The organism is Succiniclasticum sp. (assembly GCF_056977735.1).
Window position 1 is genome coordinate 83,112 of record NZ_DBMCWA010000008.1, and the last position, 24,671, is coordinate 107,782.

The 24,671-nt window shown below is 46.3% G+C and carries 25 protein-coding genes and 1 pseudogene; 15 read left to right on the plus strand and 11 right to left on the minus strand.

Annotated elements, in window-relative coordinates; translation table 11 throughout:
• Window positions 1–155 precede the first annotated feature (155 nt).
• The 3 genes from ACZOWY_RS06145 to ACZOWY_RS06155 all read left to right on the plus strand — a co-directional run bounded on the left by ACZOWY_RS06145 (window position 156) and on the right by ACZOWY_RS06155 (window position 3,741).
• Window positions 156–557: a hypothetical protein gene (locus ACZOWY_RS06145; protein WP_484393791.1), complete on the plus strand. Its 402-nt coding sequence runs from the start codon at window positions 156–158 to the stop codon at window positions 555–557.
• Window positions 558–608: 51 nt separating this feature from the next.
• Window positions 609–2,537 (plus strand): zinc-ribbon domain-containing protein, encoded by a 1,929-nt coding sequence (locus ACZOWY_RS06150; RefSeq protein WP_484393792.1) that lies wholly within the window; start codon window positions 609–611, stop codon window positions 2,535–2,537.
• 574 nt (window positions 2,538–3,111) lie between these two features.
• Window positions 3,112–3,741 (plus strand): hypothetical protein, encoded by a 630-nt coding sequence (locus ACZOWY_RS06155; RefSeq protein WP_484393793.1) that lies wholly within the window; start codon window positions 3,112–3,114, stop codon window positions 3,739–3,741.
• Window positions 3,742–3,911: 170 nt separating this feature from the next.
• Here the strand turns inward: ACZOWY_RS06155 and ACZOWY_RS06160 are convergent, their stop codons facing one another.
• Window positions 3,912–4,799, minus strand: coding sequence for a polysaccharide deacetylase family protein (locus tag ACZOWY_RS06160; RefSeq protein ID WP_484393794.1), 888 nt, complete (start codon window positions 4,797–4,799; stop codon window positions 3,912–3,914).
• Between the two features lie 462 nt (window positions 4,800–5,261).
• On the opposite strand from ACZOWY_RS06160, the gene ACZOWY_RS06165 reads away from it, so the two are divergent.
• From ACZOWY_RS06165 to ACZOWY_RS06195, 7 genes and pseudogenes are all read left to right on the plus strand, one after another.
• The gene (locus tag ACZOWY_RS06165; protein ID WP_484393795.1) at window positions 5,262–6,074 is read left to right on the plus strand and encodes a carbon-nitrogen hydrolase family protein; all 813 of its coding nucleotides are present in this window, start codon (window positions 5,262–5,264) and stop codon (window positions 6,072–6,074) included.
• A gap of 152 nt (window positions 6,075–6,226) precedes the next feature.
• A complete protein-coding gene (locus ACZOWY_RS06170; protein WP_484393796.1) occupies window positions 6,227–7,114 on the plus strand; it encodes a LysR family transcriptional regulator in 888 nt (295 codons plus the stop codon).
• Between the two features lie 181 nt (window positions 7,115–7,295).
• The gene (locus tag ACZOWY_RS06175) at window positions 7,296–7,553 is read left to right on the plus strand and encodes a GrpB family protein (protein ID WP_484393797.1); all 258 of its coding nucleotides are present in this window, start codon (window positions 7,296–7,298) and stop codon (window positions 7,551–7,553) included.
• Between the two features lie 234 nt (window positions 7,554–7,787).
• Window positions 7,788–8,159, plus strand: a complete 372-nt coding sequence (locus tag ACZOWY_RS06180; protein ID WP_484393798.1) for a Fur family transcriptional regulator — start codon at window positions 7,788–7,790, stop codon at window positions 8,157–8,159.
• 19 nt (window positions 8,160–8,178) lie between these two features.
• Window positions 8,179–9,564, plus strand: a pseudogene (locus ACZOWY_RS06185) (glutamate synthase-related protein); the annotation flags it as partial.
• Window positions 9,565–9,627: 63 nt separating this feature from the next.
• A complete protein-coding gene (rbr, locus tag ACZOWY_RS06190; protein ID WP_484393816.1) occupies window positions 9,628–10,272 on the plus strand; it encodes a rubrerythrin in 645 nt (214 codons plus the stop codon).
• A gap of 534 nt (window positions 10,273–10,806) precedes the next feature.
• Window positions 10,807–10,998 (plus strand): DUF4926 domain-containing protein, encoded by a 192-nt coding sequence (locus ACZOWY_RS06195; RefSeq protein ID WP_484393799.1) that lies wholly within the window; start codon window positions 10,807–10,809, stop codon window positions 10,996–10,998.
• Window positions 10,999–11,357: 359 nt separating this feature from the next.
• Here the strand turns inward: ACZOWY_RS06195 and ACZOWY_RS06200 are convergent, their stop codons facing one another.
• Window positions 11,358–12,656 carry a tyrosine-type recombinase/integrase gene (locus ACZOWY_RS06200; protein WP_484393800.1) on the minus strand — a complete coding sequence of 433 codons (1,299 nt, stop codon included), beginning with the start codon at window positions 12,654–12,656 and terminating at the stop codon, window positions 11,358–11,360.
• Window positions 12,657–12,778: 122 nt separating this feature from the next.
• Window positions 12,779–13,429: a helix-turn-helix domain-containing protein gene (locus ACZOWY_RS06205; protein WP_021419814.1), complete on the minus strand. Its 651-nt coding sequence runs from the start codon at window positions 13,427–13,429 to the stop codon at window positions 12,779–12,781.
• 180 nt (window positions 13,430–13,609) lie between these two features.
• On the opposite strand from ACZOWY_RS06205, the gene ACZOWY_RS06210 reads away from it, so the two are divergent.
• Window positions 13,610–13,825 carry a helix-turn-helix domain-containing protein gene (locus ACZOWY_RS06210; RefSeq protein WP_008371081.1) on the plus strand — a complete coding sequence of 72 codons (216 nt, stop codon included), beginning with the start codon at window positions 13,610–13,612 and terminating at the stop codon, window positions 13,823–13,825.
• Window positions 13,826–14,081: 256 nt separating this feature from the next.
• Window positions 14,082–15,503 (plus strand): MobA/MobL family protein, encoded by a 1,422-nt coding sequence (locus ACZOWY_RS06215; RefSeq protein WP_484393801.1) that lies wholly within the window; start codon window positions 14,082–14,084, stop codon window positions 15,501–15,503.
• 98 nt (window positions 15,504–15,601) lie between these two features.
• Here ACZOWY_RS06215 and ACZOWY_RS06220 read toward each other — a convergent pair whose 3' ends face one another.
• The 6 genes from ACZOWY_RS06220 to ACZOWY_RS06245 form a co-directional block, all read right to left on the minus strand.
• Window positions 15,602–15,832 (minus strand): LPXTG cell wall anchor domain-containing protein, encoded by a 231-nt coding sequence (locus ACZOWY_RS06220; RefSeq protein ID WP_484393817.1) that lies wholly within the window; start codon window positions 15,830–15,832, stop codon window positions 15,602–15,604.
• Between the two features lies 1 nt (window position 15,833).
• Complete coding sequence (locus ACZOWY_RS06225) at window positions 15,834–18,290, minus strand: ATP-dependent Clp protease ATP-binding subunit (protein ID WP_484393802.1); 2,457 nt, start codon at window positions 18,288–18,290, stop codon at window positions 15,834–15,836.
• A gap of 53 nt (window positions 18,291–18,343) precedes the next feature.
• A complete protein-coding gene (locus ACZOWY_RS06230; RefSeq protein WP_484393803.1) occupies window positions 18,344–18,835 on the minus strand; it encodes a UvrB/UvrC motif-containing protein in 492 nt (163 codons plus the stop codon).
• 134 nt (window positions 18,836–18,969) lie between these two features.
• Entirely contained in the window at window positions 18,970–19,839 is an 870-nt protein-coding gene (locus ACZOWY_RS06235; protein WP_484393804.1) for a DUF6282 family protein, read from the minus strand.
• Window positions 19,840–19,904: 65 nt separating this feature from the next.
• The gene (locus ACZOWY_RS06240; protein WP_308452384.1) at window positions 19,905–20,342 is read right to left on the minus strand and encodes an Hsp20/alpha crystallin family protein; all 438 of its coding nucleotides are present in this window, start codon (window positions 20,340–20,342) and stop codon (window positions 19,905–19,907) included.
• Between the two features lie 84 nt (window positions 20,343–20,426).
• Window positions 20,427–20,939, minus strand: a complete 513-nt coding sequence (locus ACZOWY_RS06245) for an HdeD family acid-resistance protein (RefSeq protein ID WP_308452354.1) — start codon at window positions 20,937–20,939, stop codon at window positions 20,427–20,429.
• A gap of 156 nt (window positions 20,940–21,095) precedes the next feature.
• Between ACZOWY_RS06245 and ACZOWY_RS06250 the strand changes: the two genes are divergently transcribed.
• Window positions 21,096–22,334 carry a PucR family transcriptional regulator gene (locus ACZOWY_RS06250; RefSeq protein ID WP_484393805.1) on the plus strand — a complete coding sequence of 413 codons (1,239 nt, stop codon included), beginning with the start codon at window positions 21,096–21,098 and terminating at the stop codon, window positions 22,332–22,334.
• A gap of 5 nt (window positions 22,335–22,339) precedes the next feature.
• The gene (locus ACZOWY_RS06255) at window positions 22,340–22,873 is read left to right on the plus strand and encodes a DUF1003 domain-containing protein (RefSeq protein ID WP_484393806.1); all 534 of its coding nucleotides are present in this window, start codon (window positions 22,340–22,342) and stop codon (window positions 22,871–22,873) included.
• A gap of 232 nt (window positions 22,874–23,105) precedes the next feature.
• Here ACZOWY_RS06255 and ACZOWY_RS06260 read toward each other — a convergent pair whose 3' ends face one another.
• Both ACZOWY_RS06260 and ACZOWY_RS06265 read right to left on the minus strand, forming a co-directional pair.
• Window positions 23,106–23,252, minus strand: coding sequence for a hypothetical protein (locus tag ACZOWY_RS06260; protein ID WP_484393807.1), 147 nt, complete (start codon window positions 23,250–23,252; stop codon window positions 23,106–23,108).
• Window positions 23,249–23,629, minus strand: a complete 381-nt coding sequence (locus ACZOWY_RS06265; RefSeq protein ID WP_186833702.1) for a TnpV protein — start codon at window positions 23,627–23,629, stop codon at window positions 23,249–23,251. The genes ACZOWY_RS06260 and ACZOWY_RS06265 overlap by 4 nt, the downstream gene beginning before the upstream one ends.
• A 400-nt stretch (window positions 23,630–24,029) precedes the next feature.
• Here ACZOWY_RS06265 and ACZOWY_RS06270 point away from each other — a divergent pair.
• Window positions 24,030–24,671 (plus strand): recombinase family protein (locus ACZOWY_RS06270; RefSeq protein WP_484393808.1); only part of this gene is annotated, 642 nt, incomplete at its 3' end.

Sequence of the window (24,671 nt, forward strand, 5' to 3'; positions counted from 1 at the left end):
GCCAGGACGAATTTATATGCACCAGAACGAAACCCCTGTCTATCGCTAAAATAGAACGTTTAGCGGTGGGCAGGGGATTTTGTTGTTTTAATTAATAAGAGGTGGTAAAATTTTATTAATAATAAGATGAATAAAGAGAAGGGGGAATATAAAAAATGAAGCGCATTATACTTACTCCGATTCTTGCATTATTGATGCTTTCATCTGTATTTTTTTTCGGTTGCGCTAATTTGAGTCGGCCGACGCCGACGAAGGTACCTGCCGACGTCTATGAACTGTACCCAACAAAGAATATGTGGAATTTTATAAAGTTGGATACCAGTAACGGTCGAGTTTTTCAGATACAGTTTGCCATGGAGGACAGCAAAAGGATATCAGTCCCGATCAATCTTACACCGCTTGTAGATGGTTCTGGCGAAAAGCCTGGAAGGTTCGCATTATATCCTACGCAGAACATATATACATTCATCCTGTTGGACAAAGTAGATGGAAGGACCTGGCAGGTTCAGTGGTCAATGGAGATGGGAAGCAGGGGTATTGTTGAGATAGCGAAGTAAATTAGCTTTTTTATTATGTGTTTTATTTGACATTGTGTTTGAGGTTATATCATGGCAGGAAAACCTAAACATGTAATCGCTGAATATAAAGAACTCATGGAAGAGTGGGTCTATGAGAAAAATGAAAAATTGAACATTAATCCTAGTGTGGTTGGTGCAGGTAGCCATACAAAAGCGTGGTGGAAATGTAAGAAAGGCCACGAGTGGCAATCTTCAATAAAATCACGAACTTCAGGTGTAGGGTGTCCTTATTGTGCAGGCAAGAGGGTTCATAAAGGGTTTAATGACCTTGCCTCAGCTTATCCCGAGATTGCTAAGCAGTGGCATCCCACTGAAAATGGAAACACTACGCCTGATCAGGTTACTTCTCATAGCAATAAACCAAGGTATTGGCTTTGCGATAAGGGGCACACGTTCATAAACACCCCCGATAAACGTGTTAACGGTCAAAATTGTCCGTACTGTAATAACAGGCGGCTTCTTGTTGGTTATAATGATTTGGAAACCGCTTATCCTGACATAGCAAAAGAGTGGGACTATGAAAATAATATTGGCAGTTCTAAAGACTATACTTACCGTTCTATGTACAAAGCACATTGGAAGTGTTCAATTTGCGGTTATGAATGGGTTGCTATGATACGGGATCGGGTAGATTCAAAGTATCAATCTTGTCCTAAATGTACTCTTGGAAAGAAGGGAAAGGCGCGTCACGAAAAAGCTCTTAAGGAAGGCGGCGGTATAACGGATCCTTTATTATTGGCTGAATGGGATTACAGTAAAAATGATAAAGGCCCGGAAGAATACAGACCACAAAGCAATGAATCGGTTTATTGGATCTGTTCAAAATGTGGATTTCCGTATAAAGCAAAAATCAGTAATCGTGCAAACGGAAGAGGCTGTGCTTGTTGTAAAAACAAAGTTGTTGTTAAGGGTATTAACGATCTGGCTACCACACATCCAAAGCTGGCAGCTGAATGGCATCCCACCAAAAACGGAGATTTGAAACCGACAGATGTGACTTATGGTATGGCAACCCGTGTATGGTGGTTATGTCCGGAAGGTCATTCGTATCAGGCTACTCTTTTGCACCGAAGTTCCGGCACAAATTGCCCCCAGTGTAATTCCGGAAGGCAGACATCATTTGCTGAGCAGGCCGTTTTTTACTATGTGAAAAAAGTTTTTCCTGATGCCATTAGCAGATACAAAGAAATATTCGATAAGAGTATGGAATTAGATATTTATATTCCGTCTATCGGACTTGCAATTGAATATGATGGTATGGCCTGGCATAAAGCGGATAAGCTTGAACGCGAGATAAAGAAGTATCAAATCTGTCAGAAGCATAAAATCAAACTGTTGCGTTTGAAAGAGAAACCATCTGAAACAGATCGTTACACGGCTGACAGCGTTCTAAGTATTAAAGAAAACATGTATGAACATAAACATCTGGCTAAAGTCATTCGCTATCTGTTAGACAGAATTGATCCGGAAACAAATATGTGGACGAGAAGAAAACCGATTTTCCACAGCAGGGTTGATATCAATATAGAACGTGACGAGGCGGAAATTCGTTCATACATGACAAAAATAAGAAAAGGTTCGTTTGCGGAAAAATATCCCGATCTGGCAAAAGAATGGCACCCAACACGAAACGGTAATCTTACACCAGGCATGTTTAAGCCACATTCTGATGCCAAGGCTTGGTGGCAATGTCCTGTTTGTGGCAATGAATATCGTGCTACGATTGGACATCGTGTTGACGGAACAGGTTGTCCAAAATGTGGGATTATAAAAAGCAAACGTAACAAACAAAAACGGGTTTACATGCTTGAGAAAGATACGCTGAAAGTATTAAAAATGTTTGATTCAATAATGGACGCGTCCAGAGAGCTGAAAATCAATAATAGCAATATTTCAATGGCATGTAAGGGAATAAGGAAATGGGCTGGAGGCTATGGTTGGAAGTATGTGGATGAGTAAAAATATATAGCTCCAAAAACAAAATAAAGTGAGTGGTCAAAAACGGCAAAGTTGAATAGATGAGTAGTCAAAATTTGGCCGTAAAATGACAATGAAAAATGAAATTTTTGAAAACCCATAAATTGACAAAAATCCGCCTGTGGTGCGGATTTGAGGGGCATAGAATTCGTAATAAAAAAGACCGTTCGTATACGAATCGTACTACGAACGGAAGTGTACTATTACACAATTCAATTCCTACACAAAACCCGCATAAAATCTTTGCTGCCCAGGGATTAGCATGACAGTCAAAGTAGTCAAAAATTAGCGTTTTTTCACTTTGTAAACCGGTGATGGTATTTCATCGCCGAGAATGAAGAAAATTGTTGTTTTTCTAACAGCCGTAGATTTTTCTGCGGCTGTTTTGTTATAATGATAGCAGTAATACAAATCGACATTTATCTCAACAAATGTTGTTCATTTTTCGTGTTTCACTTAAGTTTTACTCAGCAATAGATTGCTGCTAAATTTTTAAGCGCCAAATTTTGCTTTACGGGGATGTCTTTGACTTGCGAATTGTGTGGGGAGCGAAATCATGAATGAAACAGCTTTGAACATATTGGCCGATGCCATATCTGACGCAGGCGCCTGGCAATGGTGGCACATGGAAAACGACATGCTGCAGCTGGAATTTTGCGATGTTCAGCTGTACGATGAGTCGAAACCTGAGAAGGATATCCACACTATGGATGTGATCGCAATCCGGTTCTTTGGCAATGTATTTGCTGTTTTTTTGGATAACCTGGATGAGGACACGGTAAAACCCTGGTATGAGCGGTTTTATGATGATGAGATACCGGCTTTTGAGTGCGATGGTTATGAACTGCAATTTGATAATCCGGAATATGCGCAGGAAGTGTATGACGGGTACAGAAACCAGACGCCGGTAACGCCGTTTGAAGGCACAGATACCCTGACAACTGCCCACCATCTGATTGCTGCAAAATGCGGAAATGCAGGAATCGTTGCCGGTGGCGACAGGATGGAAGTCGTACACAAAAATGGTTCAATATCAGAAGAAGAAATAGAGCCTTTGTCGAGGAAATGGTGGGAGTATTGGAAGAAATACTGGCGGGTAAGAGGAACACATGACGCCTTACCGAAAGACCGGGCCTGCGAAGTAACAATTCCTGTGGATACGAAGGATCTGCAGGGGATTTGGTGATATATAAAGACTATAAAGACAAATTCCAGTTTTGTTTACAGCCGTAGATTTTTCTGCGGCTGTTTTGGATATAATAAAAAAAATATTAATCGTAAAAACTCATTTAATCTCTGCAAAAAAAACGAACCGAGGTAATATAAACCCCCGGTTCGTTTTTTTGATTGCAGTTTTTACTTTTTACGAGGGCAGCGTTTCAGAAAATCATCTGCCATTTCTTCCATTGTAACCCAACGCACGCCATTATACTGGTTGATGTGATTGATTAGATGCTCATGCATACGCAGTACGCGCGGGCGTCCGCTTACGTCCGGATGAATCGTCATCGGGAACACAGCGTAATCCATGTTTGCGTATACCCAGTCAAATTCATCTTCCCACATCTGGCCGATGGTACGTGGATTTGTAAAGCCGTAACTGGTTGTAGAGTTCTTAATAAACATCATGGGTGGCAGATCGTCCAGATACCAGTTAGCCGGAATTTCCACAACATCCGTTTCTTTGCCGCGAACAAGCGGTTTCATCCATTCATGCGCAGATTCAGCTTTGTAATTGATTTTTGTCCATGTATCGCCAACGCGCACATAATAGGGAGTATAGTCATTATGCATTAAGCTGTGGTCGTATTTAATATGATATTTGTCTAATAATTCATTGGTAACATGAGAGAATTCCCACCAAGGAGCGGTATATCCAACAGGCTTTTTACCGGTCAGATCTTCAATAAGGCCGATACATTTTACCAGAACTTCTTCTTCCTGTTTCGGGGTCATGGCAATTGGGTTTTCATGAGAATAGCCGTGTAACACAATTTCATGACCGGCGTCAACGATCATCTTCATCTGTTCAGGGAAAGTTTCAATGGAATGACCTGGAGCAGACCAGGAAGTCTTTAAACCGTATTTTGCAAACAGGTCTAACAGACGGGGAATGCCAACTTCGCCTGCAAACATACCGCGGGAAATGTCGTCCGGAGAATCTTCGCCATTATAAGAACCTAACCAGCCAGCGACTGCATCAATATCGATATCGTAACAAACCAGAATTTCTTTCTTAGCCATTATAATTCCTCCTCGACTAAAATAATTGTTATTATTTTTGATTTTGCCACCTATTGCTCAATCTTACAGACTGAAGAAAAAGAAGCGTTTGATATTAACTTTTGCTTTAGCAGGAGAATGCATTCTCTAAAACAGGAAAACGCCGATCAATTCGTTTTCGGGTGAGATGTTTTGGAATATTCCTTTTTACTATCTGTATTGTAAAATGAACTGCCTTGTTAAGGAAGAATAAAACAACTTGCGTGTTGCAGGGAAATGCCTGCAGCTGTATATGCAAAGCCAGTATGCGTCGGTTTTTATAATCCGCTTCGTGATTCTTGCCGCAAGGAATTCCCTGACAAGGGCAGGAAGAGCTGTTCTTCCATACAATTGCATTGTCATATTAAAATATATTTGGTGAAGTGGGTTTAACAGGTAACAGAAATTAGAGAATAACCGGAATATAACAGGAGGAAAAATAAAATGAAACTGAAAGTAGCTGCAATTCAAATGGATTGCGAACTGGGAAACGTAGACGGGAATCTTGCAAAAGCGGGTAAATTGATACAGGAAGCCGTGAAAAAAGGTGCAAAGTGGGTCGTTTTTCCTGAGTTGTTCAATACAGGATACTGGATTCCAACAAGAGATACAGAACTGGCTGAAAAGATACCGGAAGGAAGGACTTGCCAGTGGATGATTGCACAGGCAAAAAGATATGAGATTTTAGTCTCTGGATGCATAATGGCTGTCACTCCAAACGCAGGGATTATTACCGATACGGCGCTGACTGTTGATGAAAGCGGTGTGTTAGGAACATATGATAAGGTTCATCTTTGGGATAATGAAGAACTTAGATTCCAAAACGGATCCAAGGTTCCAGCCCCAATTCAGTACGGCGATTTACGCATAGGTATGCAAATTTGTTATGAAATCGGATTTCCGGATATTTCACGGTTGATGGTATTGAAAGGCGCGAATGTGATTATTTATCCTGCGGCATTTGGCCGGGCCCGTTATTACGTTTGGGATATTCAGTCTAAAGCCCGTGCATTGGAAAACGGTATCTATGTAATTGCTGTGAATAGAGCAGGTGTAGACGATAATACCGTGTTCCTTGGCGGGCACTCGCGTATAGTCGCACCGGATGGCTCCGTGCTGGAAGAAGCGGATCGGGATGGGGATGCTGTTTTGGTTTCTGAAATTAATATTGATAAATGTCTGGAAGCGAGAAGAACCATTCCGTATTTGCGTGATTTAAATAAGGCTTTGATAAAATCAGAATGGGAGAAGATTTAATCGGAACAGCGAAACAGGACAAATTGTTTTAAAAACAACTTTATAAGGAGGAACAATATAAAATATTACTGCGTTTCAAATTGTCTGAAAAAGTGATAGAATATCAGAAAGAATACTAAGAAAAACAATACTGTATGGGAGGAGGTGTCCTCATGCTTGATGAAGTCTTGTTAAACCGGTTAAAGGCTATTGATGAGTGCGGCAGTTTTGCCCGGGCGGCGGATCGGCTTTTTATTTCGCGGCAGGCGTTGGTGGAACAGGTTTCCATGCTGGAAAAACAAATAAAGTTTCCATTGTTTTCTCGCAGTAATCGCGGTACTTTTCTTACTCCCGCCGGCAGAACGTATTTGGAACACTCTCTTCAAATAGTCAATTCTTATCAGCAATTGCTGCGCAAATGCAGGGAACAGAGTTCGGGTGCGAATTCTATTACCATTGGGTCGCTTTCCAATTTACCCGGTGTAACGTTGCCTAAAATATGTCACGAGTATTGTAAGCTTCATCCAGAAGTGAAATTTCATTTTAAAGATTATGCTTTGCAGTATTTTTTTGAGCAGTTTCGCAATCGTTCTATAGATATAACGTCTGAATACATTATGAACTATTATCATAACGTAGATGATTTGTTGTTTCTTCCCCTGAAAAAAGTCCGTCAGCATATTGGTGTGTTGCACGGCAGCCCGCTGACTAAAAAGCGAAAACTGGACTTTTCTGACCTGCGTGGACATTCTCTGATAATGTACAGTAAGGGAATTGGAAAAGCTGAAGATACATTACGTGCCTATATACAAAAGTGGGAACCGGAGATCCGAATGATTGATATAGAAAGCTACGACAGCTCTCTGATTACAAAATGTATGTTGGAAGATGCCGTTGTGTTGCTTTATACAACCCGGAGTTATCCGGCTCTGATAAGTATTCCTGCAGCATGGGATATTACAATTGAATTAGGGATCGGTTATCACAGGAATCCGGATTTTGAAGTACAGGAACTTTTGTTGTTGGCGGAGGAAATGAACAAAAGGATGGATTTGTTTTAGTGCTGTTTTTTAATAGAATTTTATATAAAAATTATATTTAAATTAATGACCGCAATCAACAAGTGATATTTGTATACCATTTACTTCAACAGCCGTAGATTATTCTGCGGCTGTTTTGTTATAATGAATTATAGATGTAATTGCTGATACAAATCGTTGTTTATTTATGGAGGCCTTTGGCATGGGAAAAGATTTATCTAAAATGACATTGGAAGAGTTATGGGCATTGTTTCCCATCTTTCTTGTGCCGCACGATGATCGGTGGAAAGATAGCTTCAATGAGATCAGGCAAACGCTGACCGGTCTTTTAGCTGCTCAGCCTGTTGTGCGGATCAGTCATATCGGAAGCACCGCCATTCAGGGAATATGGGCTAAAAATATTGTTGATATGATGATTGAGATTCCTAAAAGCGCTGACATGAAAGATATAGCACAATAAAACGGTAAAATGCCGTATGCCGAATGACATGTACGGTGGTAAGAGAGGGCAGAGAGAATTTTCCCTGCTTGAATAGGAGAAAAATCCTCCGAAAGCCTTGTTTTATCATCATCTTTATACGTGGCAAGTAGTAATATGAACAACTGCTACCAGAAAATTTTCTGGTTTCTGTCTTGACATCATTTTTCTTTAAAGATAAAATAGATTTAGAATAATTCTAATTTGGAACAGATCATGACAAAGTACGCACAACAGATACTCGATATTATAAATGCCTCTTCGGATCACCTGACTGCGGAGCAGATATATCTGCGACTTAAAGCTACGAGCTCTAAGGTTGTTCTTGCCACAGTATATAATAATCTCAATCTGCTTTACGAACAGGATCAGATCAGAAAGGTTTCTGTAGAAGGCTATCCTGACCGTTACGATAAAATCATAAAACACGATCATCTGGTATGTAAAAAATGTGGAGCGCTCTCCGATATCCGCCTCTCCGATCTCACAGCCCAACTGCAGGCGCAGATTCCAGAAGAGATAATCTCCTATGATTTGAAAGTTAATTATATCTGCCCTTCCTGTCGAAATAAGGCAGAGAAAGAATAATAAGAAGGGAGGACAAACCATGGCCATCTATCAATGTACTGTCTGCGGCACAATCTTTGACGAAGAGCAAGAAGGACGAAAGCTGGCAGAGTTGACTGAATGTCCCGTTTGCAAACAGCCGGTGTCCAAGTTTGAGAGGGTTGACCGCGGCGAAGAACTGGAGACGGCAGCAAAGCCTAAAGGATCGCTGGCCTATGATCCTAAGTATGAACGCCGGGATAAAAACAGCCGCTACATGAAGGAAATACATGAAATGGCGGTATCCGGCAAGAGTCTCGACAGTTCCATGGGAACCCTCATGCCCTTGCCCAACTGGGACGATATTCTTTTGTTGGGGGCTCAGTTGAATCCGCCGCCGCTGCTGGATCATGACCCCGTGGAAACTCGGACCGTTATCGGCAAACATGCCCGGAAGCCGATGGTGCTGGAAAGCCCGATCTACATTTCCCATATGTCTTTTGGCGCTCTTTCACGGGAGGCAAAGATTTCTCTTTCGAGAGGCAGCGCCATGGCGAAAACAGCCATGTGTAGTGGAGAGGGCGGCATTCTTCCCGAAGAGAAAGCCGCCGCTTATAAATACATCTTTGAGTATATCCCGAACAAGTACAGTGTCACGGACGACAATTTGCGCAGTGCAGACGCTATTGAGATCAAGATCGGACAGGGCACAAAGCCCGGTATGGGCGGGCATCTGCCTGGAGAAAAAGTTACGGCGGAGATTGCTGCGCTACGGGGGAAAAAGCCAGGAGAGGATATTCAGAGCCCCAGCCGCTTCTCGGAAATCTGTTCCAAAGAGGATTTGAAGGCCATGGTCACGATGCTCCGGGAGCGCTCAAATGGCCGTCCGATCGGCATCAAGATTGCGGCTGGGCATATCGAGCAGGATCTGGAGCACTGTATATATGCGGAACCGGACTTTATCACCATCGACGGGCGCGGCGGCGCTACGGGTTCCAGTCCGCTTCTGCTCCGGGAGTCCACTTCCGTTCCGACAATCTATGCTTTGAGTCGTGCCCGAAAGTATCTTGATGCTGTGCAGTCCGATATTTCTTTGATTATCACAGGCGGGCTGCGTGTATCGTCTGACTTCGCCAAGGCGCTGGCTATGGGTGCAGACGCTGTAGCCATAGCCAGTGCAGCCTTGATTGCCGCCGCATGCCAGCAGTATCGGATTTGCGGCACGGGAAATTGCCCAATGGGAATCGCCACACAGAAGCCGGAACTTCGCGCCCGGTTGGATGTGGATAAGGCGGCTCAGCGAGTAGCAAACTTCCTGAACGTCTCCCTGAAAGAAATAAAGACATTTGCTCGGGTTACCGGGCACACCTCTGTTCACGATTTGAGCGTAACGGATCTCGTGACGCTGGATCGAGATATAGCAACGTACACAGATATACCATTTGCCGGCGCTTTCCCTGTTGTAACCGGGGAAAGCGTCCCAAAGAAAACCAAAGAAGGAGGAAAAAATATGAAGTTCGTATGCAAACTCTGCGGCTGCGTCTATGAGGGCGAAACCGCGCCCGAACAGTGCCCTCGGTGCAAACAGCACGGTGTTATGGAGCCGGTGCTTGTTAAGAAGAACCCCTACGCCGGAACCCAGACTGAAAAAAATCTGGAGGCTGCCTTTGCAGGTGAGTCTCAGGCCAGAAACAAATACACCTATTTCGCTTCCAAGGCAAAAAAAGAGGGCTTTGAGCAGATTGCGGCTCTCTTTCTGAAAACGGCCGACAATGAAAAGGAGCACGCCAAGCTCTGGTTCAAGGAACTGGGCGGTATCGGATCCACTGCTGAGAATCTGGCTGCCGCTGCTGACGGCGAAAACTACGAATGGACGGACATGTATGAGGGCTTTGCCAAGACCGCCGAAGAGGAAGGCTTCACGGAGTTGGCTGAGAAATTCCGTGGCGTAGCAGCTATTGAGAAGCACCACGAGGAGCGGTACCGGGCTCTGTTGCACAACGTTGAGACACAGGAAGTCTTTAAAAAGAGCAGCGTCAAGGTATGGGAATGCCGCAACTGCGGTCATATTGTGGTGGGAGAAGCCGCGCCGGAAATCTGTCCCGTCTGCGCCCATCCCCAGGCATACTTTGAGATTAACGCAGAAAATTATTAAGGCAAGTAACGAACCAAAAGATTGTTTTTCCCTTTGCGACGGCGATGAGGCTAAGGCTGTTTATGCATACTGCAATCTGCATTCTCTCTGGTAAGCTTGAATTGAAGATGCTGAATTTATGCTATAATTAGCCAAGCTACTAAGACAGAGCAACAGACTGCCGCGCAGCTTATGAAAGAGCTGAAAAAAAGATGAAGACAGCGTGAAGAACGAAACTGGGTGGATTCCGGAAGAAGAGGTATCGGATCGTCTGGGGGGAAGATGAATGAAACTTTGCTATACCCCGGAAGCACTGCATGACTTGTCAGAAATAAAACAGTACATCAATATCTTTTTCTATCGGATTGAAAACAAAAACGTTTCTGCGTACAGGATTATTAACATCCGGACAGGCTATATTCTAACTCTTGATTTGGCTCAACAGCCGTAGATTTTTCTGCGGCTGTTTTGTTATAATTAAGTGAGTCGATGATAATCGTACAAATCGAAGTGTAGTGTCTAATACTGATTGTTCAATGAGAAGAAGGGCTAAAATTGAAAGAATTAGATGTTGTAAAGCTTAAGAGAGAATTTAACGGACTTCCTTTGGGTACTGAGGGAACAATTGTATTGGAATATGACGGCACACATTTTGAAGTTGAGTATTATGATGCCAAGGGAAATACCATTGATGTAGTTACAACTCCGGCAGATATCATAGAACTTGTTTCAGATTTTGTTGAATGATACGGCGAAAACGGAGTATCGTATAACGCAAATCCTTTTCCGTCTTGATTTTCGTTTCATCTACTACTATAATGGATTTAAAAAAAGCATCCTTGCTTTGCTGGTCGACGGCTCGTGCGGAGCCAGTGCCAGTAAACCAAGCGGTGCTTTTTTCTTTGTTTATATTACAGCACAGACTTGTCTTTTATGGCATACGATACGGCGAAAATGGAGTATCGTTTAGCCGACAAATTCCAGTTTATCTATTTAATCCTCCGAAACCCTTGTATTTTCAAGGAAAATCGGCATTTTAATGTTCTTACCTTATGCAGTTTCCCTTGTTTTTGCCCTTATGAGCTGAAACAAGGGAAACTTTTTGTTTAGGCTTCCCCGACCACCTTATCAAGCAGTCTTGCGGAAGTTCGTTTCGCTTCCCTCTTAGAGTGAGCGTAGATGTTCATTGTGGTACTTACATCAGAGTGTCCGAGCAGTTCCTGCACATCCTTTGGTGCTGCACCGTTGGAGAGCAGATTGCTTGTGAATGTGTGTCTCAGCATATGAAAATGGAAATCCTCAAATCCTTCCAGTTTCTTTTTTGCCGACCTTGTCATAACACCAACTGTACTCGGTGACTCGTATGCTCCGTCAGGTCTCAGGCAGACAAATGATATTTCTTTGTACCCGTCTGGAACTTCATCCGTTCTCGGCAGGCTGTAGACTTCATAGTAAGTACGATCTTTCTCTTTGACCTCTTTGTAGTAGTTGAGGTGATAGAGGTCTCCATACTTGAAGCGGTTCTTGTGCTGTTCCGTCTTTGCCTTTCTGAGAATATCTGCCAGAGTGTCGCAGAAGTCCACGGTACGGACTTTCTTGCGTTTGGTAGCACCTATCTCTGTCTTGTGCCTTTGCCCGTTGTATCGCATACTGCGTCGTACTGTAAGGTACTGTCCGTCAAGGTTGATGTCCTGCCAAGTCAATGCACACGCTTCTCCGATACGAAGTCCTGTGTAATAGGCTATCTGCATCGGGAGCAACGCAGGATTGTCTTTCTTTTTCAGAAAGTCCTCCAACATCAGAAACTGCTGATGGTCAATGGTAGGAGCATTGTCAACTTCGCCGTTCTCGTCTGCAAACAGTTCGTATTCCTCTTTCTTTCCTCTCCATACCACATACTGCATAGGATTAAAGGAAATCAGTTTCTTCGGGAATACCGCAAATCGGAACGCTCCCTGCAATACTGCTGAGAACAGTCTCAGATACCCTTTGCTGAGTGCCTTTGCTGTCGTTCCGTCAGGGTTTTGTCCTCCGAAAGTAAGGACGTCCATAAATGCCTGTAAATGTTCCGCAGTGACCGTTTTCAGCTTTCTGTCTCCGATAGGATATTTCTTTATCCTGCTCACTGTTCCCATATACGCCATTACTGTACCGTTGCTCAGATTGCCGGGTTTCAGTTCTTCTTCCACCCACATATCAAGCAGCATACCCACAGTGGTGTTCTCAGGCTTTGCCACAAACTTCTTCGCTTCGTAGTCCTCCATTGCTTTTCGGAGCAATGCTTCCGTCTCGGATTTACTTTCTGTGCCTGCAAACTCACGCTGTACCATCTTTCCGCTTTCATCTTCTACATAGAAGCGGTAGTACCATTTTTTGCCCTTTTTTCTTACAGATCCTTTTGCCATTGATAAATAGTCTCCTTTCTATCCGTGGCAATCGGAACTGTGACGTATGGTGTGCGTAAAGTAAATAGTGTCACATCCGCCGATTGTTTAATCGGCTTTTTCATTGTCAAAGAGCCACGGAATTATTCTTTTTCGGCAAGCCTTGCTTCGGCTTCCGCTACTATCCCGAAAAGGTCACCCATCTTTACAGCGGTGCGTCCTTCATCGTAGATATGTAAAATTCCGTCTAAGAATCGTTTCATATCCTCAATCGGTGCTTCCATTTCTTTATGGTAAACTCGCTCTGTAATCGCTCCCGATTCAATCGCATATCTGCGGAGAGACTGTTTCAGTCCTTCATCTTCTGCCACACGGTCAACCTCTGCCATAGCGTCGGAGAAGTGGTAGCAGAGAACGGAATACAAATCAATCATCTTTCCGAGAAATGTGGTAAGGAGCTGTTGGTGCGGTTCGCCATTCACAACCGTAGACACTGTATCAATGTACTTCTTGATATGTTCTTCCAAGTCCTTTTCACAAAGCGTTCTGCTGTCATATTCCTTATCTTCTGAAAGACCTGTGAGCCATTCAGGAGTGGTAAGCAGTGCTTCTGCAAGTCCATTGATAATCATTGTTCTCTTTGGGTCTACGCCGTCTGCTTCGTATCTCTGTATCGTTGACTTGTTCACTCCGATACGCTTGCCGAGTTCCGGCATTGTAAGATTCAATTCTGTTCGACGTTCTTTCACTCGTTCACCAACCTGTTTTGCGGTGAATGTAATTTCTTTTTTCAAGGTTTTCACCTCCTGACGAATACAAGTATAGCATATCAAAACCTATTTTGCAACTATTTTTCGATAAAAGTTAAAAAACAATCTTAATGGGTTGTAAAATAAGTTGACAAGAAATAGCAAAATAAGTATAATGATAATTGCAGGGTTGCAAAATGAGTATTTTGAAAGGAGAGATGTATAATGACAGCAATTAAAATGGGTTTAACTATCGAGGAAGCAGCAGAATGTACGGGTATCGGTAGGAACACAATGCGAAAACTGGTGGACTGGGGCAAACTGCCTGTTCTGAAAGTCGGACGTAAGACCATTATCCGCAGGGATACACTGGAGCGTTTTATGACGGTCAATCAGGGCAGGAATTTACTAAATCCCAATGATGTACGAAAAGTGGAATGACCGTTCTCCAAAGCCCTCGGCGTTTGAGAGCGAAATACACCCCTCGCACAAACCTGCGGTTTGTACTCTGGGTATTTCGCCCCTGCGGGGAGCCTGTATCACCGCTTGCAAGGCTGCCGCCGCTGTGATACAGAGAAAATTGCTACCGCAATTTTCTTTGGCTGCTCCTTTGTCAAATGCCGTCGGAACAGCCGCAGCCGGCAAGCCGGTTGCAAAATGAGGCAGGCATTTTACCAAACAGAAACGGAGATGATTTATGACACGCCACAGCTTTATCCAGATGTCAAAGCTGTCCAATGTCAGGGGAAGAATATCGTATATCACAAGCCACGCCAAACAGGAAAACCTCTATGCCACCTACCGCACCGCAGACCATTCCTTTTGGAGCAACCTCGCAAGAGAAAGCCAGCAGGAGTTTCAGAGAAGCGGCGCAGAGGGTAAATGTATTGAAGCAAGGGAGCTGATTATCGCCCTGCCCGAAACCTACACGCAATACGAGCCGCAGCAGGTGCTGAAAGATTTCACGGAGGAATTCCGCAGGCGGTATGATGTGGAATGCGTGTCGGCGCTCCATCACAACAAGCGAAAGACCAATTACCACATCCACCTCATCTTCAGCGAACGGCGGCTGCTTGCCGAGCCGGAGGTTAAGATTGCGACCCGCAGCGTATTCTTTGACGAAACGGGCAAACGGGTACGCACAAAAAAAGAGGTTATGGGAGAGGACGGGCAGATACGGAAAGGCTGCACCGTTATTCCGAAAGGGGGCGTTTACGAACAGCACCTTTTCACGGTAAAGGACGGGCGTTTCAAAAGCGAGCCGTTTTTAGAGGAAGTCAAGAGGAATTACACCGCCCTGATCAACCGGCATATCGCCGATCCTGAGCAGCATTTACGGGTGTTCAATCCCGACAGTATCTATCTGCCGACCAAGAAGATCGGCAAAAACAATCCCAAAGCTGCCGAGATGGAAGCGGATAACGCCGCAAGGCAGGAGTGGAACAGGACGGCGGATATGGCGCTTGTGTCGGGGATAGAGGAGGCAAAGATACTGGAAGTCAAGAAAGAGGAAATCCATCAAAAAGCAAGCCAGTCCATTAAGGCACATGGTTGGCTGCCCAACCTGTTCCGCTGTATCGTAAACAAAGCGAAGGAGTTTTTGCAGAACCTGATACGCCAGACGGAGCTGCCGCCCAAGCCGGTGCTCAATCTGGATATGGCGGAGTTTCACACCATGCAGAAGCTGATGATACGGGTGCAGGACAGAGCAAGGGAAATCCGCAGCTTGCAGGAGGAAGTCCCCGGGCTGAAAACGCAGCTTGTCGAAACAAAGGGTATTTTCAAAGGCAGGGAGCGGAAAGAGCTGGAAGCAAAAATCCGGCGGACGGAGGAAAAAATCTCCGCCATGCTGGAAGCACTGCCCGAAATCTTAAAAAAGGACGGCTATCCCGATGTGCAGGCGTTCATGGCAACCTACCGCAAGGCGGAGGCCGTAGTAGAGAACTACAACCGTGAGCTTGCCGAGTGGGAACGCAAGGTCAGGGAAAAAGGAAAACCCGCCGAAAAAGAACAGTCAGCGCCGCCCGGGCGGGAGAGCGTACTGAAACGCCTGCGCCAGCTTCAGGCGGAGGGCAAAAGTCAAAAGCCAAAACGCAAAACCCACGACATGGAACGATAGCTTTCACATCGAAAACAACACCGCAGGCTTCCTGCGGTGCATACATAGAGAATGCGCCCCGTGGAAGAAAGTCACGGGGCGCATGGTTATATATGGATTTATCTGCTGTATTTTCTCTTGCGGCTGTAAACGGCTGTGCCGGTCAGGGCAGCGCCCGCAGCCAACATCAACGCCATCCAAAGAGCGATATTGCTGTCGTCGCCGGTCTGCGGAGAAGTGGTATCGCCGGTCTGGCCGTCATTTGGCTTATCGGTATCGGCGTTCCCGCTGCGGGTTTCTTTTCCACGAACAACCGCATTGATAGCAGCTTCAAAGCCTTTATGAGAGATGTCACTTGGTTACAACCAGTTTGTTGTCCTCTACAGCCAACTTGGCGGTATCGCCGGTATTGAGGGTGCCATCCAGCATTCTCTCAGCCACGGCGTCCTCCACCTTATTCTGAATGGCTCGGCGCAATGGACGTGCGCCATATTTGGGATCAAATCCTTCTCTGGCAAGCTCCTTCACCGCTTCTTCGGAAGCATCCAAATGGATACCCATGGACTCCATACGGCCCGCCACGGTCTTGAGCATCCGACGGGCAACCTCTTCGATATCCTGCTCGGTCAGAGCACGGAACACGATGATGTCGTCGATACGGTTCAGGAACTCGGGACGGAAGGTGCGGCGCAACTCTTCCAGAACGGTTTCCTTGGCCTGCTCATATGCCTTGTCGGCATCCGCCTCGGCCTTTTTGTCGCCTGTTTCAAAATCCAGCTTGGATCCGGCATCGGTAAGTACCTTTGCACCGATGTTGCTGGTCATGACGATGACGGTGTTCTTGAAGTCAACGGTGCGGCCCTGAGAATCGGTGATACGGCCATCGTCCAGAATCTGGAGCATGATATTCCACACATCCTCGTGCGCTTTTTCGATTTCATCGAAAAGCACAACGGAATAGGGCTTGCGGCGCACCTTTTCTGTCAGCTGACCGCCTTCATCGTGACCCACATATCCGGGAGGCGAACCGACCAGACGGGACACAGTATGCCGTTCCATATATTCGGACATATCGATCCGGATCATGGCGTTTTCGTCGCCGAACATGGCTTCTGCCAGAGATTTACACAGTTCCGTTTTGCCAACACCGGTAGGGCCCAGGAACAGGAAACTGCCGATGGGGCGTTTGGGATCTTTCAAGCCGACACGACCGCGGCGAATGGAACGAGCCACAGCCTTTACGGCCTCGTCCTGACCCACGACCCGTTTGTGGAGTGTATCTTCCATATGCAGCAGACGCTGACTTTCGTCCTCGGTAAGACGTGTCACAGGGACGCCGGTCCAGTCGGACACAACAGCGGCAATATCCTCTTCGCTTACATCCCGGTGCTCTTTGTTGCTCTTGCGGCGCTTATTGCGCTCGGTCTCCAACTGTTTCTTATAGTCCTTTTCCGTATCCCGCAGTTGGGCAGCCTTCTCAAAGTCTTGTACCGCAATGGCGGCTTCCTTGTCTGCGGCAAGAGCGTTGAGCTTCTCTTCAAGGCTTGTGAGTTCTTCGGAAGGTTCTTCTTCCTCCATCTGCACACGGCTGGCAGCCTCATCCATCAGATCGATGGCTTTGTCCGGCAGGAACCGGTCGTTGATATATCGGGCAGAGAGTTCCACTGCAGCCTTCAGGGCTTCGTCGGTAATGTGCAGACCGTGGTACTGCTCATACTTTTCCCGCAGGCCCTTCAAAATCTCCAGTGTGGCCTCCTGGCTTGGCTCACCTACGGTAACCGGCTGGAAACGACGCTCCAGCGCGGCATCCTTTTCGATGTACTTGCGGTATTCATTCAAAGTTGTTGCACCGACGACCTGGATCTCGCCGCGGCTGAGAGCCGGCTTCAGAATATTGGCGGCGTCTACGGCTCCCTCAGCGGAGCCTGTACCGACAATGGTGTGCAGCTCGTCGATGAAAAGGATGATGTTGCCGTCCTTTTTAGCCTCCTGCATTACCTTCTTGATACGGTCTTCAAATTCGCCGCGGTACTTAGCACCAGCTACCATGCCGGTAAGATCCAAAGAGAGCAGCTTTTTGTCCAGCAGCTTTTCCGGCACTTTACCCTCGGCAATTTTCCGAGCCAGTCCCTCGGCAATGGCCGTCTTGCCGACACCGGGTTCACCGATAAGACAGGGGTTATTCTTACTGCGGCGGGACAGTATCTGGATCACCCGCTTGATCTCTTTATCACGGCCAATGACAGGATCCAATTTTCCTGTTCTGGCGTCAGCTGTCAAATCGTGGGTAAACTCCGACAAGGTCTTATTCTTGCCGCTCCCCTCGCTGCCTCCGGCATCCGGGGTGCTGCTGCTTTGAGCGTGGGATGCAACGCTGAGTTTATCCATCAATGCTGTATACAGTTGGCGAGCGTCCACACCGGCAGACCGAAGAATACGGACTGCCATATTGTTGCCCTCACGAAGAATACCAGCCAGCAGATGCTCTGTGCCAATATAGGCATAGCCGCCACGAATGGCATCCTCCATGGCGATCTCCAGTACATGCTTCGTTCTGGGGCTCAGGTTCTGGGCAGAACCGCTGTTGTCCGCAGGGCGGGAACCGGCGGCTTTGCGTATCATTTCCGTGAGCAGATCATCCGTCAGACCGGCCTCTGTCAAAACCGTATGGGCAAGTCCCTCGTCCTCACGCATCAAGCCCAGTAGCAGGTGTTCTGTACCCATGTAACCGTGACCCAGTTCGCCTGCAGCCTCCTGAGCCAGTTGTAAAGCTTCTTCCGCAGTGGGAGTGAATTTATTTTCATCCATAATGCAATACCTCTCTTTGATTGTGAAGTGTGTCTATTCTTTAGATGCACGCTTTAATTGCGATCCTTATCATCTTTTTTGGACGCTTCAGCTTCCTTATGAGTTTCTTCCAACTTGTGAATTTCGTCCCGCAGTTGAGCGGCGCGCTCAAAGTCTTCTTCGTGAATAGCCTTCTTCTGTGCATGCTTTAATGCATTCATCTGACGCAGGTAGGAAAAACGGCTCTGATCTTCACAACTCATCAGGTTATCCTTCCGCTCCTTCTGAACCTCCTGCACCGGAGCTGCGCCGATGGCGGGCATTTCGTCGAAGAAATCATCAAAAGGACTCTCCAGCATCCGCCCCATCAAAGACGGCATGGAGCTAAAGAAGCTATTATTTCCAAAGAAGCTGTCCATCACGGACGGCCGCTGGTCAAAAAACCTCCGAGTATAGCCTAACTTTTCGGCACAGGCTTGGCAGAGGTGATGTTCTTCTGTTCTGCCATTGATACTGCTGCGATATACGAAGTTGGCTTCGTTCCTGCCACAATTTTCGCATTTCATGATTCATTCCTCCATAAGACTGTTTAGTCTTTTTCAACTATCTACAGTTTAGGCTTTTTCATTTGTAAGCACAAGAAACCGTCAGTACAATAGAAGAAAAACAGATTGTGCCAAATGCACAATGTATCTTTCATTTATTCCAGAATATCCGTGAGTCCCAAGAGCTGTGTGGGCGTGGTTTTGGTCATACTTCGCAGTTCTTCCGGGCTGACATTGTGGTCGGCTATAAACTGCAGATACTGCCGCATAGATTCCTCCCACGGCGGCATTGCGGGATTGCCGCAGTCGGTGGATAGGATCGTGCTCTCTGCTCCGAGCTTCCGTATGGCTTTAAGGTTACGCTCTGCATTGCTGATCCACTGACCATTTTTCAGCGGCTGCATAAAGCAACGCTCCAAAATGACATTGTAATCTGAAATCAGTTCTTGTTGGTCTTCAAGACTCATATCCACGACCCAATATTCCGGATGGGTGATCACGATCTTTTGTACGCCGATGTTGCGGGCGCTGTCTACGACACAGTGAATTTCCTCCGGAGAAATATGACCGGTAGCAAGAACGGCGTCATACTCCTTGATAAGCGTGAAAATGCGGCGCAACTCCGGAAGCGGTACACCTCGGTCATTCGTCATGCGAATACCGCCGCTTCTGCCGTGCTTGTGGCAGTCATTTTCCGCGTCCACTGTCGGCAGCCAAATGATCTTGGCGCCCATTTCAAGGGCGGTTTGTACCGCTTTGGGATTCAGTCCGCCCGTCTCATAATTTAGAACCAATCCGCCGTACATGACAAATGAATTGCTGTCAAATGCCGTTCGGTTATAGGCGTTGCACAGCGCCGCACGCGCCACAGTAGAGCAATGGTGTCCTTTGATGACGATCGCTCTTGCTCCAGCATGAACGGCAGCGGCTGTCAGCTCCAAGTCGTTATAAGTGCGCTGACAAATATCCGGCGCCGTATGAACATGCATATCAATGACGCCATTGAGTGAAATCGCTTGCTTCATTTTATCGCCTCATGAAAAAGCCTGCCGTCTGCACAACGCAGGCGGCAGGCCTTGGTTAGAACATATTATTCAATCGTAATGGCGGTGCTGACAGGAGACTTTTTGATGTCCTCCTTCGGAACCAGCACAGTCAGAACGCCGGACTCATACTTTGCCTTGATGTCCTCAGGCTTCACATCGCCGACATAGAAGCTACGGGAGCAGGAACCGGCATAGCGCTCCTGGCGCAGGATGCGTCCCTTCTTGTCTTCCTCGTCCTTGTCCAGACCCTTCTCGGCGCTGATGGTCAGATAACCATCCTTAAGGTCAAGGCTGATCTCGTCCTTCTTGAAGCCAGGCAGATCAATCGCCAGACGATAAGCCTTTGCATCATCCGTCTCACGGATATCGGTCTTCATCAGGTTTCTGCCGTTCTTACCGAACAGCGGGTTGTGAGAACCAAAGAAGCCGTTCTCAAGGAAATCATCGAACATGTTTTCACCATACACTACGGGCAGCATAATAATTCCTCCATTCGATTTGATAATTATTATCTATATACTATATAAAAGCTTTGCCTTGCAGAAGATACTGCAGTCAAGCATTGCTTACTTGCTTCGCGGGATGCAGGCATAAACGATGGAACTGATGCCCTCCAGCAGGAATGCCAGTCCAACCGTCAGACCGATCGCCGCAACACTCACCCACGGATCCATCATACAGATGAATCCGGCAACCATCAGAATGATACCGATGGTTAAAATCCACCCCCAACCGCGAACACCAAAGGCTCGCAAATCAAACGCACTGACGAAGCGCGAGATACCGGAAAACAGCAGCCACAATGTAAACAGGAAAGGAAGCGACATCATTGTAAACCACTGATTGAATAGCAGGAACAGGGACAGGATCACCGTCAGCACGCCGTCCAGCAGCAGCCAACCGGAACCGAACAACAAGCCGCTTGTCGTGGCAAAGACAACGATCTCAATCACGCCGGAAAGCAGCATGAAGATGCCGACCATTACGCCTGCGGTCATTGCTGCAATGTCCTGATTGCACAAACAGTAGATGCCAGCCACAATCAAAAGCACACCTGCTATAATGTTTAGAACTTTCATGGATTTTGAAGCCATCATCATTTGCACCAGCCTTTCATTTCCTTTTCTCAATTTCTGACCATATTATAGTGCTCTCTACTTGAAACAGCAACGGACCGGCAGTATAATAAAGAAAAAACCGCTTGTGCTTTCCGCACAAGCGAAGGAGCTGAGACGATGGAAAATGAACGGCAAAAGCGCTATAGTACAGATGTACTTTTGGCAGAGTTTTTTGCACAGGACGATTTGAAAGCATTGGCGGTTGATGCTGGCGCGCTGCTGGAATGTCCACTTCTGGTACTGGACGATACTTTTCATGTTACGGCGCATCACCGACCGCTCGGTTTTACCGATCCGCTTTTTCAGGAGACAGTTCGGCAGGGGCAGATCACCTATGAAGCCGGTGCGGTTATCAGCCAGAGTGATGCGCTGTCTGCCGGGAAAGCAGACTATGTGAAGCTGGACGGCAGTGAATACCGACGCCGTTTTGCGCCGCTTATCAGCTCCGGCGTGCGGCTGGGTTATCTTATTTGTGTAGATATAGATGACCATCTGCAAAACATCCCACCGGAAACATGGAATACGGTCGAGCAGGTTTTGGCAAAGCAGGCGTTCATCGAAATCAGCAGACATGATAAGCCATTCGAAACGGCAGAGGATATTCTGATGCACCTTTTAGATGGCGGGTTTTCCTCTGCACCGTATTTTTACTTGCAGACATCAGGCACTTATCTTGCGGATTTTCACCCCACAGGTTTTGCTCTGATCGATCTGACGGCCTATCACAATGAATATCTTGGAAAGCGGCATCTGAAGGATGAACTCAGGGCAAGATTCCCACAGTCTCATTCGTTTCTCTATCGAGGAGATATATTTTTGTTCTTGCATGGGACGAAAGACTTCAATGGCTTTTCTGCTTTGGCGGAGGAGTTCCGGTTAAAAGTGGTAATGTCGGATGGACTTTGCGACCTGTTTGAGCTGCCTGCCCTCTACCGCACAGCCCATGAAGCGCTGGAGCTGATGATGGATTATCGCTTTCACGGCGGAAGCGTCTGTATGGTAGCGCAGCTCCGCACACCGCTTTTGCTGAAGAATATAGAGGGGCGCAGTGATTTGATTGCGAAAGAGATCCGGGCGCTGGCTGTACATGATAGAGAGAATGACACACAGTATTGCGAAACGCTCTATCACTATCTGACCTGCTGCCGATCGCTGAAAAAGACCTGTGACGCTCTTTTCACACATCGTAATACGGTGCTTTACCGCATTCACAGGATGCAGGATGATTTTCTTATCCCATTGGATGATTCGGCTGTACACGCCGACTTGCTACTCGGTGTGTCTCTGCTTCTGTTTGAAGAAAAGGGTCCCGATTTCTTTCTGCATACGATGAACAAAGCCGAGAGTGAGGAATAACTGATATGAAAGAAAATAGAAAGCTATTAAAAGAAGTGCTCAAGGACATCCGTCATGATATGACCGATGAAGAGGTACTGAACCTGCTAGCCGACAGCAAGATTTCGGTCAGTCCCGAAAGCGGAAAAGAAAAGTATACATTGGGACAGAGGGCGGCGGATGCCATTGCAAAGTTCGCCGGAAGCTGGGCGTTCATTTTCTCGTTTACCGGCGGACTGGTGCTGTGGATGGTTGTAAACACGCTGATGGCTGCACGGGCATTTGACCCATATCCGTTCATTTTGCTGAATCTGGTGCTGTCCTGTATCGCCGCGATCCAGGCACCGCTGATCATGATGAGCCAAAACCGTCAGGAGGAAAAGGACCGCCGCAGAGCTGAAAACGATTACAAGGTCAATCTGAAAACCGAGATTATGATCGAGGATCTGTACGACAAGGTGAATGCGATCCTTGCTAAGCAGTCGGCACTGGAAAAGCAATTACGGACAGAAAGCAAAAAGGGTGAGGAAAAGGACAGTTATACTGATGAAAAAGATTAAGTAAGAAATTGGGTGCGATTTGTTTTCACTTGTTCCGGCAAGTGTTGCATTGCTTGTTTTCGACGGCACGACTGTTATACTAAAAACGGTATTCCAATCAAACCATTTACCTCGCTGCGTGGACATTTAGAGGTAAAAAAGCCTGATTTCAAGCCGTTTTCAGGACCTAAACTTTGAGGGGCAAGGTGTTTGTACCTTGCCCCTCGTTTTTGTGTTTGAAAGCGTTGCAGGCTCATTTTTGCAGCTTTATCATTACCTCGTCCATAAGGTCTGTATATCTGCCCTGCGCCAGCAGCTTATTGCGGTACGCAAGCAGGGCATTAAAAACATACCGTCTTTCTTCTGCCGTCAAATAAAGGTGGTATTTCTTCTTTCTCATACGAAGATCACCTCTGCATTGACGGTTTCCGTAACCGCCGCCCACAGGGCATTCATTCTCTGCACCCACTCCATTTGATTGTCGGCTTTTAGCGTTTCGGTAATGCCCTCACACTCCACCCGCTGCTTCATAAGACGGTCAAACAGCTCCTGCGCCTGTTCCTCAACATCGGCAAGATAGGATTGCAGCTTGCCGCTTGTCAAAAGGCTGGTATAAAACGCCTTTTTATGCTCACGGATATACTGCAAATGCCGCTGCCCCCATACGCCGATAGACCGTTCTGCTTTTTCGGCTGGTAATTCCAAGCAGGGGATATAATAATCGCCCCGCTGCTCATACCAAAGACCGTTTTGCTCGTTATAGATGTACTGTTCCATTTTGTAATCCTCCAAAATCATATATTCGCACATACATCACAGTTTCCCGATTGCCACACCTTGTTATATTTTGTTATCAGTTTTTCCTGCCCTTGCTTTTGCCCTTATAACTTCTCGGAGCAAGGGTAAAACGGTGTGAAATCGTATAAAGGGATAAGGTGAGCAGGGTGCGAAAAATCCTTTATTTTCAACGGTTTCGGAGGTCTTTATTAAATCCCTATGAGGCGGTATAACTACCTACACAATTTGAGGTTTCAAATTCACGTTTATCTCAGTAAATAAATAATCGGAATCGCTAAAACGCGTTCTGGCAATCGGTTTTTGTCAGAACGTTTTTTTTGTCTCGTTTTTGACAGGCCGTGATATAATGAAGTGTAGTCAAAAACGAGAGGGTGATAAGATGGACACGCCGAAGGTAAAAAGGATTGCTATGATTCCGGACTGGTTGAAAGAGCTGAAACTCCAGAAAGCGGGTATCGGGATATACTGCAGGGTAAGCACGTCGGAACAGCGGCAGTTGCGCAGTCTTTCCAACCAGATAACAAGCCTGATCAAGACTGTGCAGGGGTGGGACTGTCTGCCGTATCTGAAAGACGTGTATGTCGATATTTACACCGGCACATCGGAGAACAAGCGCCCGGAATTCAACCGGATGCTGGATGACGTGAAAGCGGGGAAGATAAAGATCGTGGTGGTGAAAAGCATCCAGCGTTTCGGCAGGAACACTGTGACCGTAATGAGCGCCATAAATGACATCCGCCATGTCGGCGGTTATGTCTACTTTGAGGTGGAGAACCTGGATACGAAGACGGCCGCTAACGATCACATCATTGCTGTGATGGGTGGCGTTGCCCAGGAAGAGAGTTACTTCAAATCCAAGAACATCAAGTTCGGGATTCGGGAGAGCCTAAAGAATCCGGATTCACGTTTATATAACAGGTGTTGCTACGGGTATATGTACCGTGAGGGACGGATGGTTCCGGAACCGTACACAGCGCGTGTTGTGAAAGATATTTTTGAGTATTACAAATACGGCCGCAGC

What these genes read in the sequence shown, in the direction of transcription:
- ACZOWY_RS06225 (WP_484393802.1), bottom strand. Translation starts at nt 18,290, where the DNA reads ATGGATGAAAATAAATTCACTCCCACTGCGGAAGAAGCTTTACAACTG.
- ACZOWY_RS06155 (WP_484393793.1), top strand. Translation starts at nt 3,112, where the DNA reads ATGAATGAAACAGCTTTGAACATATTGGCCGATGCCATATCTGACGCA.
- ACZOWY_RS06165 (WP_484393795.1), top strand. Translation starts at nt 5,262, where the DNA reads ATGAAACTGAAAGTAGCTGCAATTCAAATGGATTGCGAACTGGGAAAC.
- ACZOWY_RS06245 (WP_308452354.1), bottom strand. Translation starts at nt 20,939, where the DNA reads ATGAAAGTTCTAAACATTATAGCAGGTGTGCTTTTGATTGTGGCTGGC.
- ACZOWY_RS06145 (WP_484393791.1), top strand. Translation starts at nt 156, where the DNA reads ATGAAGCGCATTATACTTACTCCGATTCTTGCATTATTGATGCTTTCA.
- ACZOWY_RS06265 (WP_186833702.1), bottom strand. Translation starts at nt 23,629, where the DNA reads ATGGAACAGTACATCTATAACGAGCAAAACGGTCTTTGGTATGAGCAG.
- ACZOWY_RS06210 (WP_008371081.1), top strand. Translation starts at nt 13,610, where the DNA reads ATGACAGCAATTAAAATGGGTTTAACTATCGAGGAAGCAGCAGAATGT.
- ACZOWY_RS06250 (WP_484393805.1), top strand. Translation starts at nt 21,096, where the DNA reads ATGGAAAATGAACGGCAAAAGCGCTATAGTACAGATGTACTTTTGGCA.
- ACZOWY_RS06200 (WP_484393800.1), bottom strand. Translation starts at nt 12,656, where the DNA reads ATGGCAAAAGGATCTGTAAGAAAAAAGGGCAAAAAATGGTACTACCGC.
- ACZOWY_RS06175 (WP_484393797.1), top strand. Translation starts at nt 7,296, where the DNA reads ATGGGAAAAGATTTATCTAAAATGACATTGGAAGAGTTATGGGCATTG.
- rbr (WP_484393816.1), top strand. Translation starts at nt 9,628, where the DNA reads ATGAAGTTCGTATGCAAACTCTGCGGCTGCGTCTATGAGGGCGAAACC.
- ACZOWY_RS06180 (WP_484393798.1), top strand. Translation starts at nt 7,788, where the DNA reads ATGACAAAGTACGCACAACAGATACTCGATATTATAAATGCCTCTTCG.
- ACZOWY_RS06170 (WP_484393796.1), top strand. Translation starts at nt 6,227, where the DNA reads ATGCTTGATGAAGTCTTGTTAAACCGGTTAAAGGCTATTGATGAGTGC.
- ACZOWY_RS06260 (WP_484393807.1), bottom strand. Translation starts at nt 23,252, where the DNA reads ATGAGAAAGAAGAAATACCACCTTTATTTGACGGCAGAAGAAAGACGG.
- ACZOWY_RS06230 (WP_484393803.1), bottom strand. Translation starts at nt 18,835, where the DNA reads ATGAAATGCGAAAATTGTGGCAGGAACGAAGCCAACTTCGTATATCGC.
- ACZOWY_RS06235 (WP_484393804.1), bottom strand. Translation starts at nt 19,839, where the DNA reads ATGAAGCAAGCGATTTCACTCAATGGCGTCATTGATATGCATGTTCAT.
- ACZOWY_RS06150 (WP_484393792.1), top strand. Translation starts at nt 609, where the DNA reads ATGGCAGGAAAACCTAAACATGTAATCGCTGAATATAAAGAACTCATG.
- ACZOWY_RS06160 (WP_484393794.1), bottom strand. Translation starts at nt 4,799, where the DNA reads ATGGCTAAGAAAGAAATTCTGGTTTGTTACGATATCGATATTGATGCA.
- ACZOWY_RS06255 (WP_484393806.1), top strand. Translation starts at nt 22,340, where the DNA reads ATGAAAGAAAATAGAAAGCTATTAAAAGAAGTGCTCAAGGACATCCGT.
- ACZOWY_RS06215 (WP_484393801.1), top strand. Translation starts at nt 14,082, where the DNA reads ATGACACGCCACAGCTTTATCCAGATGTCAAAGCTGTCCAATGTCAGG.